Source organism: Nakamurella deserti, assembly GCF_003260015.1.
Classification (GTDB): Bacteria; Actinomycetota; Actinomycetes; order Mycobacteriales; family Nakamurellaceae; genus Nakamurella; species Nakamurella deserti.
Genome location: NZ_QCXS01000002.1, coordinates 2,352,199 through 2,365,163, shown reverse-complemented (window position 1 = coordinate 2,365,163; position 12,965 = coordinate 2,352,199). Strand labels below are relative to the sequence as shown.

The 12,965-nt window shown below is 72.3% G+C and carries 11 protein-coding genes; 8 read left to right on the top strand and 3 right to left on the bottom strand.

The genetic code is table 11. From position 1 onward, the window contains the following. Window positions 1–67 precede the first annotated feature (67 nt). The gene (locus DB033_RS10785) at window positions 68–1,330 is read left to right on the top strand and encodes a DUF445 domain-containing protein (protein WP_205843755.1); all 1,263 of its coding nucleotides are present in this window, start codon (window positions 68–70) and stop codon (window positions 1,328–1,330) included. A 41-nt stretch (window positions 1,331–1,371) separates the two neighbouring features. Beyond that, a complete protein-coding gene (locus DB033_RS10780; protein WP_111766672.1) occupies window positions 1,372–1,746 on the top strand; it encodes a VOC family protein in 375 nt (124 codons plus the stop codon). An 18-nt stretch (window positions 1,747–1,764) separates the two neighbouring features. Here DB033_RS10780 and DB033_RS10775 read toward each other — a convergent pair whose 3' ends face one another. After that, window positions 1,765–2,349 carry a DinB family protein gene (locus DB033_RS10775; protein ID WP_111766671.1) on the bottom strand — a complete coding sequence of 195 codons (585 nt, stop codon included), beginning with the start codon at window positions 2,347–2,349 and terminating at the stop codon, window positions 1,765–1,767. 43 nt (window positions 2,350–2,392) lie between these two features. Next, on the bottom strand, window positions 2,393–3,460 hold the full coding sequence (locus tag DB033_RS10770; protein WP_111766670.1) for a LacI family DNA-binding transcriptional regulator: 1,068 nt from the start codon (window positions 3,458–3,460) through the stop codon (window positions 2,393–2,395). A gap of 247 nt (window positions 3,461–3,707) precedes the next feature. Here DB033_RS10770 and DB033_RS10765 point away from each other — a divergent pair, with 247 nt between their 5' ends. Genes DB033_RS10765 through DB033_RS10755 form a run of 3 tightly spaced genes read left to right on the top strand, consistent with a single transcriptional unit; the run spans window position 3,708 to window position 7,304 of the window. Continuing rightward, window positions 3,708–5,348 (top strand): glycoside hydrolase family 13 protein, encoded by a 1,641-nt coding sequence (locus tag DB033_RS10765; RefSeq protein WP_240615833.1) that lies wholly within the window; start codon window positions 3,708–3,710, stop codon window positions 5,346–5,348. Between the two features lie 46 nt (window positions 5,349–5,394). Continuing rightward, on the top strand, window positions 5,395–6,639 hold the full coding sequence (locus DB033_RS10760) for an MFS transporter (protein ID WP_111766668.1): 1,245 nt from the start codon (window positions 5,395–5,397) through the stop codon (window positions 6,637–6,639). Next, window positions 6,639–7,304, top strand: a complete 666-nt coding sequence (locus tag DB033_RS10755) for a pentapeptide repeat-containing protein (RefSeq protein ID WP_111766667.1) — start codon at window positions 6,639–6,641, stop codon at window positions 7,302–7,304. The genes DB033_RS10760 and DB033_RS10755 overlap by 1 nt, the downstream gene beginning before the upstream one ends. An 800-nt stretch (window positions 7,305–8,104) precedes the next feature. Here DB033_RS10755 and glpX read toward each other — a convergent pair. Next, window positions 8,105–9,103: a class II fructose-bisphosphatase gene (gene glpX, locus DB033_RS10750; protein WP_111766666.1), complete on the bottom strand. Its 999-nt coding sequence runs from the start codon at window positions 9,101–9,103 to the stop codon at window positions 8,105–8,107. Window positions 9,104–9,439: 336 nt separating this feature from the next. On the opposite strand from glpX, the gene DB033_RS10745 reads away from it, so the two are divergent. From DB033_RS10745 to DB033_RS10735, 3 genes are all read left to right on the top strand, one after another. Beyond that, window positions 9,440–11,344 (top strand): ABC transporter ATP-binding protein, encoded by a 1,905-nt coding sequence (locus tag DB033_RS10745; RefSeq protein ID WP_111766665.1) that lies wholly within the window; start codon window positions 9,440–9,442, stop codon window positions 11,342–11,344. Window positions 11,345–11,346: 2 nt separating this feature from the next. Next, window positions 11,347–12,018, top strand: coding sequence for a nucleoside/nucleotide kinase family protein (locus tag DB033_RS10740; protein WP_111766664.1), 672 nt, complete (start codon window positions 11,347–11,349; stop codon window positions 12,016–12,018). Window positions 12,019–12,112: 94 nt separating this feature from the next. Continuing rightward, window positions 12,113–12,850 carry a helix-turn-helix domain-containing protein gene (locus tag DB033_RS10735; protein ID WP_240615832.1) on the top strand — a complete coding sequence of 246 codons (738 nt, stop codon included), beginning with the start codon at window positions 12,113–12,115 and terminating at the stop codon, window positions 12,848–12,850. Window positions 12,851–12,965 lie beyond the last annotated feature (115 nt).

Sequence of the window (12,965 nt, the reverse complement as noted above, 5' to 3'; positions counted from 1 at the left end):
CGACCCGCCCGCGGCGGACCGCGGGCCGCCGGCGCCGACCGGGCCGCCCGTCGGCCAGACTGGACGGATGAGCATCACGATGGAGTCGCCCGCCGACCGGGCGCGGGCCGTGGCGTTGCGCCGGATGAAGGTCGTCGCCACCAGCCTGCTGGGGCTGATGGCGGTCGTCTTCGTGATCGCGTGGACGCTGCAGGACACCCACCCGGCCTGGGGGTACGTGCGGGCGATGTCGGAGGCCGGCATGGTCGGCGCGCTCGCGGACTGGTTCGCGGTCACCGCGCTGTTCCGGCGTCCGCTCGGGCTGCCCATCCCGCACACCGCGATCATCCCGGAGCGCAAGGACGCCATCGGGGAGTCGTTGACGTCATTCGTCGCCGACAACTTCCTGAACGAGGACGTGGTGCGTGCCAAGCTGGCCCGTTTCTCGGTGGCCCACCGGGCGGGTCAGTGGTTGTCCAGACCCGAGTCCGCGGAACGCGTCTCGGCGGAGCTGGGGGCGGCTCTCAACGGCATCGGCAACGTCCTCGACGACGACGACGTGAGCGACGTGATGGCGTCGATGATCCAGCGCCGGGCCACCGACTTCGAGGTCGGGCCGCCGCTGGGACGCGTGCTGGGCGACGTCGTCTCCCGCGGCGACCACCTCGACCTCGTCGACGTGCTCGTCGAGCGCATCCACGAGTGGGTGCTGCGCAACGAGCACCTGGTCAGCGGGGCGGTGCTGAACCGGGCGCCGTCGTGGACGCCGAAGTTCCTCGACGTCATCGTCACCGACCGGCTGTTCAACGAGGTCGAGCGGTTCGTCCGGGGCGTCCGCGACGACAAGAACCATCAGCTGCGGATCGCCGTCGACCGTTTCCTCGCCGAGCTCGCCGACGACCTGCAGCACGACGAGATCACCCGGGCCCGCGCCGAGACCGTCAAGCAGCGCATCGTCGACAACCCGGAGGTGCAGAAACTGGTCCGGTCGGCGTGGGGCTCGGTGAAGGCCACCCTGCTCGACGCCGCGAACGACCCCACGTCCACGCTCCGGGTGCGGGCCGCGGCGACCATCGGCGACTTCGGGCGGAAGCTGCTCGACGACGCCGAGCTGGCCGGCAAGATCGACCGCTGGATCGGCGATGCCGCGGGCTACGGCGCCCGGCACTACGCCCACGAAGTGGCCGCGATCATCAACGACACCGTCGCGAACTGGGACGGCGAGGCCACCAGCCGCAAACTCGAACTGCTCGTCGGCCGGGACCTGCAGTTCATCCGGATCAACGGCACCGTCGTCGGCTCACTCGCCGGCCTGGTCATCTACACGGTCGCGCACAACTTCCTGGGCTGAACCCGGTTGCCGGGACCGTCGGGGGTGGGCAGGATTCCGGCATGAACGCTCCCCGGAAGCCCCGCGTCGGCTTCGACCTCACCGTGCTCGACACGCCCGACCCGATGGCGTCGGCGACCTTCTACGCAGAGCTGCTCGGCTGGGACGTCGTGCGCTCCGAGGACGACTGGGTGACCGTGCGGGGCCCCGGCGGCCCGGGCCTGGCCTTCCAGCTCGCGCCCGACCTGGTTGCACCGACCTGGCCCGATCCCGCGGTCCCGCAGCAGCTGCACATCGACTTCGACGTCGACGACCTGGACGAGTCCGAGGCGTTCGCGGTGCGGCTCGGAGCCACCCGCGTGCACGGCGCCGAGGGCGCGGGCTTCCGGGCGTTCCTGGACCCGGCCGGACATCCGTTCTGCCTGTGCGTGCAGTGAGCCGGTGCCTGCGGTGAGCTACTGGTCGCGGAAGCGGCGGGCGGTGTCCTCGAGCCGGTTCCGGTAGCGCTCCCACCAGTCCGGTTGCCGGTCGGGCAGGTTCGACGCGCTGTCCCGCAGACCGGCGGTGCCGTCGATCGTCTCGCGGACGATGTCGGCGTGGCCGGCGTGCCGGTGCACCTCGGTCGCCACGTGCACCAGCACCCGGTGCAGCGTCACCGTCGCCCGGTCCGGCGGCCACCACGGCACGGTGCCGGTGGCGTCGAGATCGAGGGCGGCCACGGTCGCGTCCGCGTGCGCCCACGCCCGGTGCCAGTACGCCAGCAGGTCCGCCCGAGACTCGTCCGCCGTCGCCCACATGTCGGCGTTGTCCTCGTCGTCCTCGCCCAGTCCCCGTGAGGGCTCACCGAACGGCCGGCCGAAGACCAGGCCCAGGTAGTCCACCGAGGTGCCTGCCACGTGCTTGACCAGGCCCAGCAGGTTGGTGCCGGTCGGCGTGATCGGCCGCCGGACGTCGTAGTCGGACAGGCCGTCCAGCTTCCACAGCAGCGCCTCCCGTCCTGCGAGGAGATAGTGGTGCAGATCGTCCTTGGCGTCGCTCATCCACCGAGCCTGGCAGGTGGCCCGTGGTGACGCACGCGGATGGTCAGGCGCGGGCCGGGCCGCTGGACGCGCGCAGCTGCACGTGCGTGGGCAGCACACGGCGGCGTGGTGCCGCGCCCCGCCGGTGGCTCAGGTACAGCTCCCCGGCGATGCGTCCCTTGTCCACCAGCGGCTGGCTGACCGTGGTCAGGCCGATGGCGGCCGCCCGGGGGATGTCGTCGTAGCCGGTGACGGTCAGATCGCCGGGGACCGACAGGCCGCGGGCGGCCGCCGCCTCCAGCGCCCCGAGGGCCATCACGTCCATCAGGGCGCACACCGCGGTCAGGTCCGGGCGCCGGTCCAACAGGGCGTGGCAGGCACTGACGCCGTCGGCGACGGTGTTCGCCGGCCGCAGCTCCACCGGCAGGTCGGTGACTCCGACGACGGCCAGGGCGTCCCGCAGCCCGCGCGCCCGGTCCTGGAACACCGAGGCGGCCGCCGGGCCGAAGGCGACGTCGTCGGCGGGGCCGCTGAACGACTGTCCACCGGTGCCGGCGGCGATCGCGCCGATGCGGCGGTGGCCCATCCTGACCAGCACCTCCCCGAGCGCCCGCGCGCCGGCCCGGTCGTCGGGCCCGACCCAGTCGACGCCCGGGGTGTGGCGGGGGGAGTCCACCACGACCGTCGGCAGCTGACGGTCGATGATCTGGCGGAAGTGGGGGTCGTCGTCGCCGACCGCGTAGACCACGAAGCCGTCCACGATGGCGTTGCCCACGGCGCCGCTGCGGTGACTGGTCGACTCGGCCGAGATGATCAGCAGGTTCAGTTCGGCGGTCTGGCAGCTGGACGACAGCCCCTCGAGGAACGCGACCGCGGCGGGGTCCTTGAACGCGTAGGACAGCTCGCCGGTGAACAGCAGTCCCAGGGTGTCGGTACGGCCGCGGCTGAGTTGGCGGGCCGCCGGGTCGGGTCCGGCGTAGCCCTGCCGTTCGGCGGCGGCCAGCACGCGCCGGCGTAGCTCCGGAGAGACCTTCTCCGGGCGGTTGTAGACGTTGGACACCGTGGCGGTGGACACCCCGAGCTCGGCGGCGACGGTGGTCAGCGAGGCGCGTGCGGTGATCCGGCGGGGCATGGGGAGTGGCGTTCCTGAGGTCGGGACGGATGCGGAGCGATCGCGGGGTTAACCGTTAAATCGACTTTACGACGGCCTGGAGGGGCTTGACAAGCCTGCGCGGATGGACTTGACCGGTCGAGCTGTGAACCGTTTTAATCGAGAGACCAGCATCGTGCGCCCGACCGGTGCGGTGCGGCCGACCACTGCCCCGGCTCGTCGACCATCCGCCCGCCTGAGCCCCACCCGAGGACGAGAGGACCGCTCCGTGTCCGTCACCACCACCGCGCCCGCCCCGGCCGACTCCCGGACGACCGCCGACGCACAGCCCACGGGCGGCCCGACCGCCCCGTGGTGGCGCTCCGCGGTGATCTACCAGATCTATCCGCGCAGCTTCGCCGACTCCGACGGCGACGGCATGGGCGACCTGAACGGGGTGCGCGGCAAGATCGGCTACCTCGCCGACCTGGGTGTCGACGCGATCTGGCTGAGCCCGTTCTACCCGTCGCCGCAGGCCGACGCCGGCTACGACGTCGCCGACTACCGCGACGTCGATCCCGTCTTCGGCACCCTGGCCGACGCGACGGCCATGATCACCGAGGCGCACGACGCCGGCCTGCGGGTCGTCGTCGACCTCGTCCCCAACCACACGTCGTACCGGCACGTCTGGTTCCAGGCGGCGTTGGCCGCCGGTCCGGGCAGTCCGGAGCGGGCGCGCTACATCTTCCGGGACGGCCGCGGCGAGCACGGCGAGCTGCCGCCGAACAACTGGGAGTCCAACTTCGGCGGTCCGGCGTGGACCCGCGTCGAGGACGGCAGCTGGTACCTGCACCTGTTCGCCCCGGAGCAGCCCGACCTGGACTGGACCAACGATGAGGTCGTCGCCGAGTTCCACGACATCCTGCGGTTCTGGCTCGACCTCGGCGTCGACGGCTTCCGCATCGACGTCGCCCACGGCATGGTCAAGGACCCGGACCTGCCGGACATGCCGGGCGGCCACCTGCTGACCGCGGAGAACGTGGGCGACCACCCGCACTGGGACCGCGACGGCGTGCACGACATCTACCGCGGCTGGCGCAAGGTCCTGGACGAATACGCCGGCGACCGGGTGTTCTGCGGCGAGGCGTGGGTGCCCAACCCCGACCGCTTCGCCCAGTACCTGCGGCCCGACGAGCTGCACACCGCGTTCAACTTCGACTACCTGGTGGCCGGCTGGGACGCCGACGCCGTCCGGAAGGTCGTGGACAAGACCCTCGAGGAGCTTCGCAGCGTCGGTGCGCCGGCGACCTGGGTGCTGTCCAACCACGACGTCACCCGGCACCGCACCCGCTTCGGCGGCGGCGACGTCGGCCTGGCCCGCGCCACGGCCGGCACCCTGCTGACGCTGGCGCTGCCCGGCGGCGCCTACGTCTACCAGGGTGAGGAGCTGGGACTGGAGGAGGTCGAGGACATCCCCGGCGCGCTCCGGCAGGACCCGATCTTCGCCCGGACGAACGGCGAGCGGATCGGCCGCGACGGTTGCCGTGTGCCGCTGCCGTGGTCGGGTACCGAGGCGCCGTTCGGCTTCGGCCCGGGCGGCACCCCGTGGCTGCCGCAGCCGGCCGACTGGGCCACCCAGACCGCCGAGGTCCAGGACGCCGACCCGTCGTCGACGCTGAACCTGTACCGGGCGGCGCTGGCCGCCCGGCGGTCCGCGGGGCTCGGGGACGGGCCGATGGGCTGGCTCGACACCGACCCGGGCGTCCTCGCCCTGCGCCGCGGCGACCACTTCGTCAGCGTCACGAACTTCACCGACGCCGAGGAGCCGGTGCCGGCCGCGCTGGTCGGTGCCACCGTGCTCGTCACCAGCACCCCGGGCGCGCCCGGCGTGATCCCCGCGAACACCACCACCTGGTTCACCACCGCCTGAACCGGCCGGCACCGTCCACCCGCGTCACCCGAGCACGAGGAACACCATGAGCGACCAGGCCCAGCCGACGACGTTGACCCGTCGGGACCTGACCCGTTGGCGCAACGCGGTGTTCGTCATCTTCGCGCTGTGCGGGCTGGCCATCTCGACGTGGTTGTCGCGGACGCCGAACATCCGCGACCTGCTCGGAGCGACCACGGCCCAGATGGGGTGGATCGTCTTCGGCATCGCGGTGGGTTCGATCATCGGCCTGCTGCTGTCGAGCTCGGTCCTGGCGCGGTTCGGGCCGCGGCGCACGATCGCGGTGACCCTCAGCGGGGCCGCGGTCGGGCTGGTGATCGCCGGGATCGGGGCCACCGCCCTGGAGAACCCTGTCGTGGTCATCGCCGGACTGGTGGTCTTCGGTGCCAGCAACGGTGCCGCCGACGTGTCGATGAACGTCGAGGGCGCCGCCAACGAGCGCGCGCTCGGCCGCACCGTGATGCCGCTGTTCCACGCCGCGTTCTCCGGCGGGACCATGGCCGGCGCCGGGCTGGGCGCGCTCGCCGAGAAGCTCGGGGTGTCGGTGCTCGTGCACATCCTGGTCGTCGCGGTGGCGCTTGTCGGTGGGGCGTTGTTCGCGGTGACCCGGCTGCAGCCGCACCAGGACGTCATCTCCGGAGACACCGCGGTGCCGTCGGGCTGGCGGGAGCGGATGGCCATCTGGCGCGACCGCCGGACCATCCTGATCGGACTCATCGTGCTGGGCATGGCCTTCGCCGAAGGGTCGGCCAACGACTGGCTCGCGCTGGCCATGGTCGACGGTCACGGGGTCAGCAACGCCTCCGGGGCCCTCATCCTCGGTGTCTTCCTCACCGCGATGACCATCGGCCGGATCGCCGGGGTCAAGGTGCTCGACCGGTACGGCCGCGTCCCGGTGCTGCGGGCCACCGCGGCGCTGGCCGTGGTGGGGCTGCTGGTGGTCATCTTCGCGCCCACCCCGATCGCCGTCGTCGGCGTCGTGCTCTGGGGACTCGGGGCCTCGCTGGGCTTCCCGGTCGGGATGAGCGCCGCCGCGGACGATCCGGCCACCGCCGGTGCCCGGGTGAGCGCCGTCGCCACCATCGGCTACGTCGCCTTCCTCGTCGGGCCGCCGTTGCTGGGCTTCCTCGGCGATCACTTCGGCCTGCTCAACGCCCTGCTCGTGGTGGTGGCGTTGATCGTCGTCGCCGGCCTGATCTCGGGTGGGGCGCGCGAGCCGAAGACGGTCGTGACCCCGGCCGGCCGGCCGGTCGCCGACCCGGCGCGCTGATGCCCGCCTGGGCGCCGGGCCCCGCCGTCACCGCCCTCGCCGACCTGCCGTACGCGCGGGCGCTCACCGCGCAGGACCGTGATCCCCTGGACGGCGACGACCACGAACACGCGTCGTGGGAGGGCGGCTCGTGGGACCGCGTCGACGCCGGCGGCACCCGCTTCGCCGACACGGCGGTGTCGGGGATGACCGTCACCGGCGGCGACTTCGGCCGCAGCCGCTGGCACGACAGCTGGATCGGGCGGTCCCGCTGGATCGGCACCGATCTCACCCAGGTCGACCTCCGCGACGTCACCGTGGTCGGTTGCGCGCTGACCGCCACCGGCATGTCGGGAGCGACCTGGCGGCGGGTGCACCTCGTGGAGTGCCGGATAGAGTCCGTCAACCTGAAGTTCGCCACGCTCACCGATGTCCTCTTCGACCGGTGCGAGCTGACCGACGTCGACTTCGGCGGGCTGAAGGCGACGCGCGTGCGGTTCCCCGGATCGACCGTGTCGCGGTTGCGCCTCAACGACACCACGCTGACCGACGTCGACTTCCGCGGGGCGCGCAGCCTCGACGTCACCGGTGACGTCACGTCGCTCCGCGGGGCCGTCGTCGACGCCGCGCAGCTCGCCGACCTGGCACCCGCCCTCGCCGTCGGCCTCGGACTGCGCGTCGAGTAGCGGACCGGGGCGGTCCCGCTGGCCGAGTCCGGCGGTGCTCGGCCGACTTCGCGACAGCTTCGCCGGTCGCGACAGCTGCGTCTGGTTCGCGGTGGCACGGCGGGCTCAGCGACAGGCTGGCGGGCGGTACGACAGCTCCGTCTGCTCGGACGGCACGGCCGGCTCAGCGACAGCATGGCCGGCTTTGCGACAGCTCCGTCTGGTCGGACTCGTCGCGAAGTTGCCGAACCTGTCGCGGAGTTAATGCGGTGGAAGCTGCCGCGGAGCGGGCCCGGCGGCGCCGCTTCAGCTCCGCATCGACGTCGTTCGCGCACCGGTTGCAACGGATGCGCCGGTGACAGAGACGGTGCGCAGGCGGCCTGCTCATTCCGCAACTGACTTCGCAACAACTCCGCCCACTTCGCGACAGCTCCGTCTGCCTGAACATGTCGCGGAGTCGCCGAACCTGTCGCGGAGTTGCCGGGGTGGCCCGCGCAGCCCCACCTCCGCGTCGATTCCGTAATCCGCGCGTCAGTTGCAACGGGTGCGCCGGTGACGAAGGTGATGCGAACTCGGCCTGATCCGCAGTTGACTTCGCGACATCTTCGTCTGCTTCGCGACAGCTCCGTGTGGCTGGACGTGTCGCGAAGACGTGGGACCTGTCGCGGAGTTGGCGCGCTGGCCCGCGCAGCTGCGGCTCCGCGCCAGCTCAGCCGGCCGTGGGTGCGGAGCTGGTCCGCTGACCGCGACAGCCGGGCGACCGGCGCCAGCGGGGCCTGCGCGTCAGGGGCCGCCCGTCGGCAGAACGACGGGCCGGCGACCTATCCCTGGGTGACCTTGGCGATCTTCTTCAGCGAGTGCTCACCGGTGATCGACCGGACGGTGCCGGACTTGCCGCGCATCACCAGCGAATCGGTGAGTGCCCCGCCCGCGGTGTAGCGGACGCCGTTGAGCAGCTCGCCCTCGGTGATGCCGGTGGCGACCATGAACACGTTGTCGGTACGGACGAGATCCTCGGTGACCAGCACCCGGTCCAGATCGTGGCCGGCGTCGATGGCGCGCTGCTGCTGCGCGTCGTCGGCGAACCACAGCTTGGTCTGGATCGCCCCGCCCAGCGCCCGCATCGCGCACGCGGTGATGACGCCCTCGGGGGTGCCGCCGACACCCATCATCAGGTCGACGCCGATGTTCGGCCGCGCCGCCATGATCGCGCCGGCCACGTCGCCGTCGGAGATGAACTTGATCCGGGCCCCCGTCGCGCGGACCTTGCGGACCAGCTCGGAGTGCCGCGGCCGGTCCAGGATGCAGACGGTGATGTCCTCGGGGTTCTTGCCGAGCGCCCGGGCGACCGTACGGACGTTGACGCCCGGGGGCGCCTCGATGTCGATCGCGTCGACGGCCTCGGGGCCGACGGCGATCTTGTCCATGTAGAAGACGTCCTTGGGGTTGAACATGGTGCCGCGCTCGGCGATGGCGATGACCGCGATGGCGTTGGGCATGCCCTTGGCCAACAGGGTCGTGCCGTCGACCGGATCGACCGCGACGTCCCACTCGGCGCCGGTGCCGTCGCCGACGACCTCGTCGTTGTGGAGCATCGGGGCTTCGTCCTTCTCGCCCTCACCGATGACGATCACGCCGCGCATCGACACGGTGGCGAGCATCTGACGCATCTGATCGACGGCGGCCTTGTCGCCGGCCTCCTTGTCGCCCCGGCCGGCCCAGCGGCCCGCGGCCAGCGCGGCGGCCTCGGTGACCCGCATCAGGTCGAGTCCGAGGTTGCGTTCGCGGAGTTGGTACACCGGTCCAGACGTCGTCGTCATGTCAGTCCTCGTCAATCCAGGTGGGGCGTGCCGGTGATCGGGCCGGGCAGCGCCGCGAGCGTGATGGGTGTGGCATGCGACCCGTCGAACGCCGGATTCGGGCTCGACCAGCAGCGAGACCAGTCTGACCGTAGTGCAGCCCCCGGGCCCGCGCGGGTCGGGATGACCTCGGTCACCAGGGCCGCAGCGTCCTTCCGTGCCGCCGGTGGTGTTCACCGAACGCGAACCCGGCCGTCGCACCGTGGGCATTGTCGGTGCCCGGGGGCACAGTGGGGGGGTCGTCGACGCCCGGGCCCGCCGCAGCCCGGGGACGACGATCGGTTCAGGAGGATCACGATGACGTCTGCCCACCAGGCGATGTGGGCGATGCGGGGCGCCTCGCACCAGACCGACCGGCTCAAGGACCATTCCTTCGCGCCCGGCACGATCCCTCGGGTGCTCGGCTTCGCGCGCCCGTTCCGCCGCGAGATCATCGTCTTCCTGGTGCTCACGGTGATCTCGGCGGTGATCGGCGTGGCCACGCCGCTGCTCGCCGGTGGGGTGGTGAACGAGATCTCCGGGGGCGGCACCGTGTCGGCGGTCGTCTGGCTCGCGGTGGTCATCGCCGGTCTCGCGGTGGTCGACACCGCACTCGGGTTGGTGGGCCGCTGGTTCTCCTCGCGGATCGGCGAGGGCCTCATCTTCACGATGCGTACCCGCGTCTTCGAGCACGTCCAGCGGATGTCGCTCGCCTTCTTCACCCGCACCCAGACGGGTGCGCTGGTCAGCCGGCTGAACAACGACGTGATCGGTGCGCAGCAGGCGTTCACCTCGACGCTGTCCGGGGTGGTGAGCAACGTCATCGGGCTGGTGCTGACCGCCGTCGTGATGTTCACGCTGTCCTGGCAGGTCACCCTGCTGTCGCTGATCCTGCTGCCGGTGTTCGTGTTGCCGGCGCGGTGGTTCGGCCGCCGGCTGCAGGCGCTGACCCGGGAGAGCTACACGCTCAACGCGTCGATGAACTCGACCACCACCGAGCGCTTCAACGTGTCGGGCGCGCTGCTGGTGTCGCTGTTCGGCCGCCCCGCGGAGGAGGCGGCGTCGTTCCGGGAGCGGGCCGGCCGGGTCCGCGACATCGGCATCACCTCGGCCATGTACGGCCGGGTGTTCATCGCCGCCCTCACCCTCGTCGCGGCCCTTGCGCAGGCGTTGACCTACGGTCTGGGCGGCGCGCTGGCCATCGGCGGGTCGCTCAACGCCGGCGACGTGGTGGCCCTGGCCCTGCTGCTGACCCGGCTGTACGGCCCGCTGACCGCGCTGTCCAACGTCAGGGTCGACGTGATGAGCGCGCTGGTCAGCTTCGAGCGGGTCTTCGAGGTGCTCGATCTCGCCCCGCTGGTCACCGACAAGCCGGGCGCGGCCGACCTGCCCCGGACCGGGCCCGGCGGCGACCGTCCGGGTGTCGGCGCCGTGGAGTTCGACGACGTGCACTTCGCCTACCCGGGCGCCGACGAGGTGTCGCTGTCGTCGCTGCAGGACGTCGCCGTGCCCGACACCAGTCCGAGAACGCCGGTGTTGCACGGTGTGTCGTTCCGAGCCGAGCCCGGTCAGCTGGTCGCGCTGGTCGGTCCGTCCGGTGCCGGCAAGACCACCATCTCGCAGCTGCTGCCGCGGATCTACGACGTGGACAGCGGCGCCGTGCGGATCGGCGGTCACGACATCCGCGACGTCACCCTGCAGTCCGTCCGCGACGCCATCGGCGTCGTCGCGCAGGACGCGCACCTGTTCCACGACACCATCCGCGCGAACCTCGTCTACGCGCGGCCGGGGGCGACCGACGCCGAGGTCCACCGGGCCCTTGCCGATGCGCAGATCGGCGCATTGGTCGACAGCCTCCCGCAGGGTCTGGACACCGTGGTGGGGGACCGTGGCTACCGCCTCTCCGGCGGGGAGAAGCAGCGGCTGGCGATCGCCCGGGTGCTGCTGAAGGCACCGGCGATCGTGGTCCTCGACGAGGCGACGGCGCACCTGGACAGCGAGTCCGAGGTCGCGGTCCAGCGGGCCCTCAACGTCGCGCTGGCGGGGCGGACCTCCCTCGTCATCGCCCACCGGCTGTCCACCGTGCGCAACGCCGATCAGATCCTCGTGGTCGAGGCGGGCCGGATCGCCGAACGCGGCACCCACGCCGAACTGATCGCCGCCGGCGGGCTCTACGCGGAGCTGTACCGCACCCAGTTCGAACGCCAGGAAACCGCGGCCTGACGATGTCCGCCGACCGTTCCCGGACGGCCGCCCGGCCCGCGGCGCGTGGCGGGCCGGCGTTCGTGCCGCTGGGTCCCGACGAGCTGGCGCGCCGGCTGGCCCGCTGGATCGACCGGGTCGGGCCCAGCCGCGTCCGGATCGGGATCGACGGCGACGAGACGGTGGGGGCCGCCGACCTCGCCGACGCGATCTCCGGAGCGCTGCTCGATCTCGGACGGCCGGCGATCCGGGTCAGCACGCGGTGGTGGTGGCGGGCCGCGTCGCTGCGGCTCGAGCACGGGCGACGGGACGTCGAATCCCGGCTGTCAGGGTGGGTGGACGCGGGGGCGTTGTCCCGGGAGGTCGTCGATCCGCTGCACCCGGCGGGCAGTGGCCGGTACCTGACGAGGCTCCGCGACCCGGACCGGGACCGCGCGGTCCGGGAGGCCTACCGCCAGGCGCCCGATGGCGCCGTGCTGCTGCTGGACGGTCCGATGCTCGCGACCCACGCGCTGGACCTCGATCAGCGGCTCAAGGTGGGGGTCAGCCAGGGCCGGCTGCGCCGGGTGCTGCCCGACGACCGGCAGTGGGAGGTCGAGGCTTTCGCCGCCTACGACCGGGGCTGGGACGAACCCGAGGTGGTGCTCAGCTACGACCATCCGGCGACGCCGGCGGTCCGGGGCCTGCCCCGCTGACGTCGGTGCGTTCCACAGCAAGCAGGTGCTTGCCGTAGCTAGCACCTCGCGGTAGCGTGGACCGTGGCCGACGAGCGTGGTGGAGGTGGGTGGCGTGGACATCTCCGAGGTCCTCGCCCCGGTGCGCGACCTCGGCGGCTTCATCCGGCAACAGCGCGAGTCCGCGCAGATCTCGCTGCGCCAGCTGGCCAAGCAGGCGGGGGTCTCCAATCCCTATCTCAGTCAGGTCGAGCGGGGACTCCGTCGGCCCAGCGCGGAGATCCTCGCCCAGATCGCGCATGGGCTGCAGATCTCCGTGGAGAGCCTGTTGACCATGGCGGGGATCCTCGACGAGCCCGGGGGCGGACCTGAGCCCGTCGGAGTGCAGGCCGCCATCCAGGCCGACCCGGTGCTCAGCGACCGCCAGAAAGCGTCCCTGCTGGACATCTATCAGCTGTACCGCCGGGAAGCCGAACGGGCTTCCGAGCCGGCCGGCTCGCCTGCGGTCGGTCCTGTCGCCTCGCCTGCACCCGCCCGGCCCACCGTGTCGCCTGTACCCGGCGGGCCTGCCGTGCCGCCTGTACCCGGCGGGCCTGCCGTGCCGCCTGCACCCGGCGGGCCTGCCGTGCCACCGGTGCCCGCCGGGCCTGCCGTGTCCGCCGTGCCGCCGCCTGACACTGCCGGGCCGTCGGCTCGTGACGCGCCCACCCTGGCTGCGGTGCCGGTCGCCGTCGGTCCCACGACCACGACCGCGTCGACCTTCGGCCCTCACGCCGCGGCGTCCCACCAGGCCGGGCCGACCATGACACCGGCCTCCGCACCTCGGCGTCCGACCCGAGCGCGCCGACCATGACACCGGCCACCGCACCACGGCGTCCGACCCGAGCACGCCGACCATGACACCGGCCTCCGCACCTCGGCGTCCGGCCACGACACCGGCCACCGCACCACGGCGTCCGACCCGAGCA

What these genes read in the sequence shown, in the direction of transcription:
- DB033_RS10740 (WP_111766664.1), top strand. Translation starts at nt 11,347, where the DNA reads ATGTCCGCCGACCGTTCCCGGACGGCCGCCCGGCCCGCGGCGCGTGGC.
- DB033_RS10745 (WP_111766665.1), top strand. Translation starts at nt 9,440, where the DNA reads ATGACGTCTGCCCACCAGGCGATGTGGGCGATGCGGGGCGCCTCGCAC.
- DB033_RS10785 (WP_205843755.1), top strand. Translation starts at nt 68, where the DNA reads ATGAGCATCACGATGGAGTCGCCCGCCGACCGGGCGCGGGCCGTGGCG.
- DB033_RS10775 (WP_111766671.1), bottom strand. Translation starts at nt 2,349, where the DNA reads ATGAGCGACGCCAAGGACGATCTGCACCACTATCTCCTCGCAGGACGG.
- DB033_RS10780 (WP_111766672.1), top strand. Translation starts at nt 1,372, where the DNA reads ATGAACGCTCCCCGGAAGCCCCGCGTCGGCTTCGACCTCACCGTGCTC.
- glpX (WP_111766666.1), bottom strand. Translation starts at nt 9,103, where the DNA reads ATGACGACGACGTCTGGACCGGTGTACCAACTCCGCGAACGCAACCTC.
- DB033_RS10760 (WP_111766668.1), top strand. Translation starts at nt 5,395, where the DNA reads ATGAGCGACCAGGCCCAGCCGACGACGTTGACCCGTCGGGACCTGACC.
- DB033_RS10770 (WP_111766670.1), bottom strand. Translation starts at nt 3,460, where the DNA reads ATGCCCCGCCGGATCACCGCACGCGCCTCGCTGACCACCGTCGCCGCC.
- DB033_RS10755 (WP_111766667.1), top strand. Translation starts at nt 6,639, where the DNA reads ATGCCCGCCTGGGCGCCGGGCCCCGCCGTCACCGCCCTCGCCGACCTG.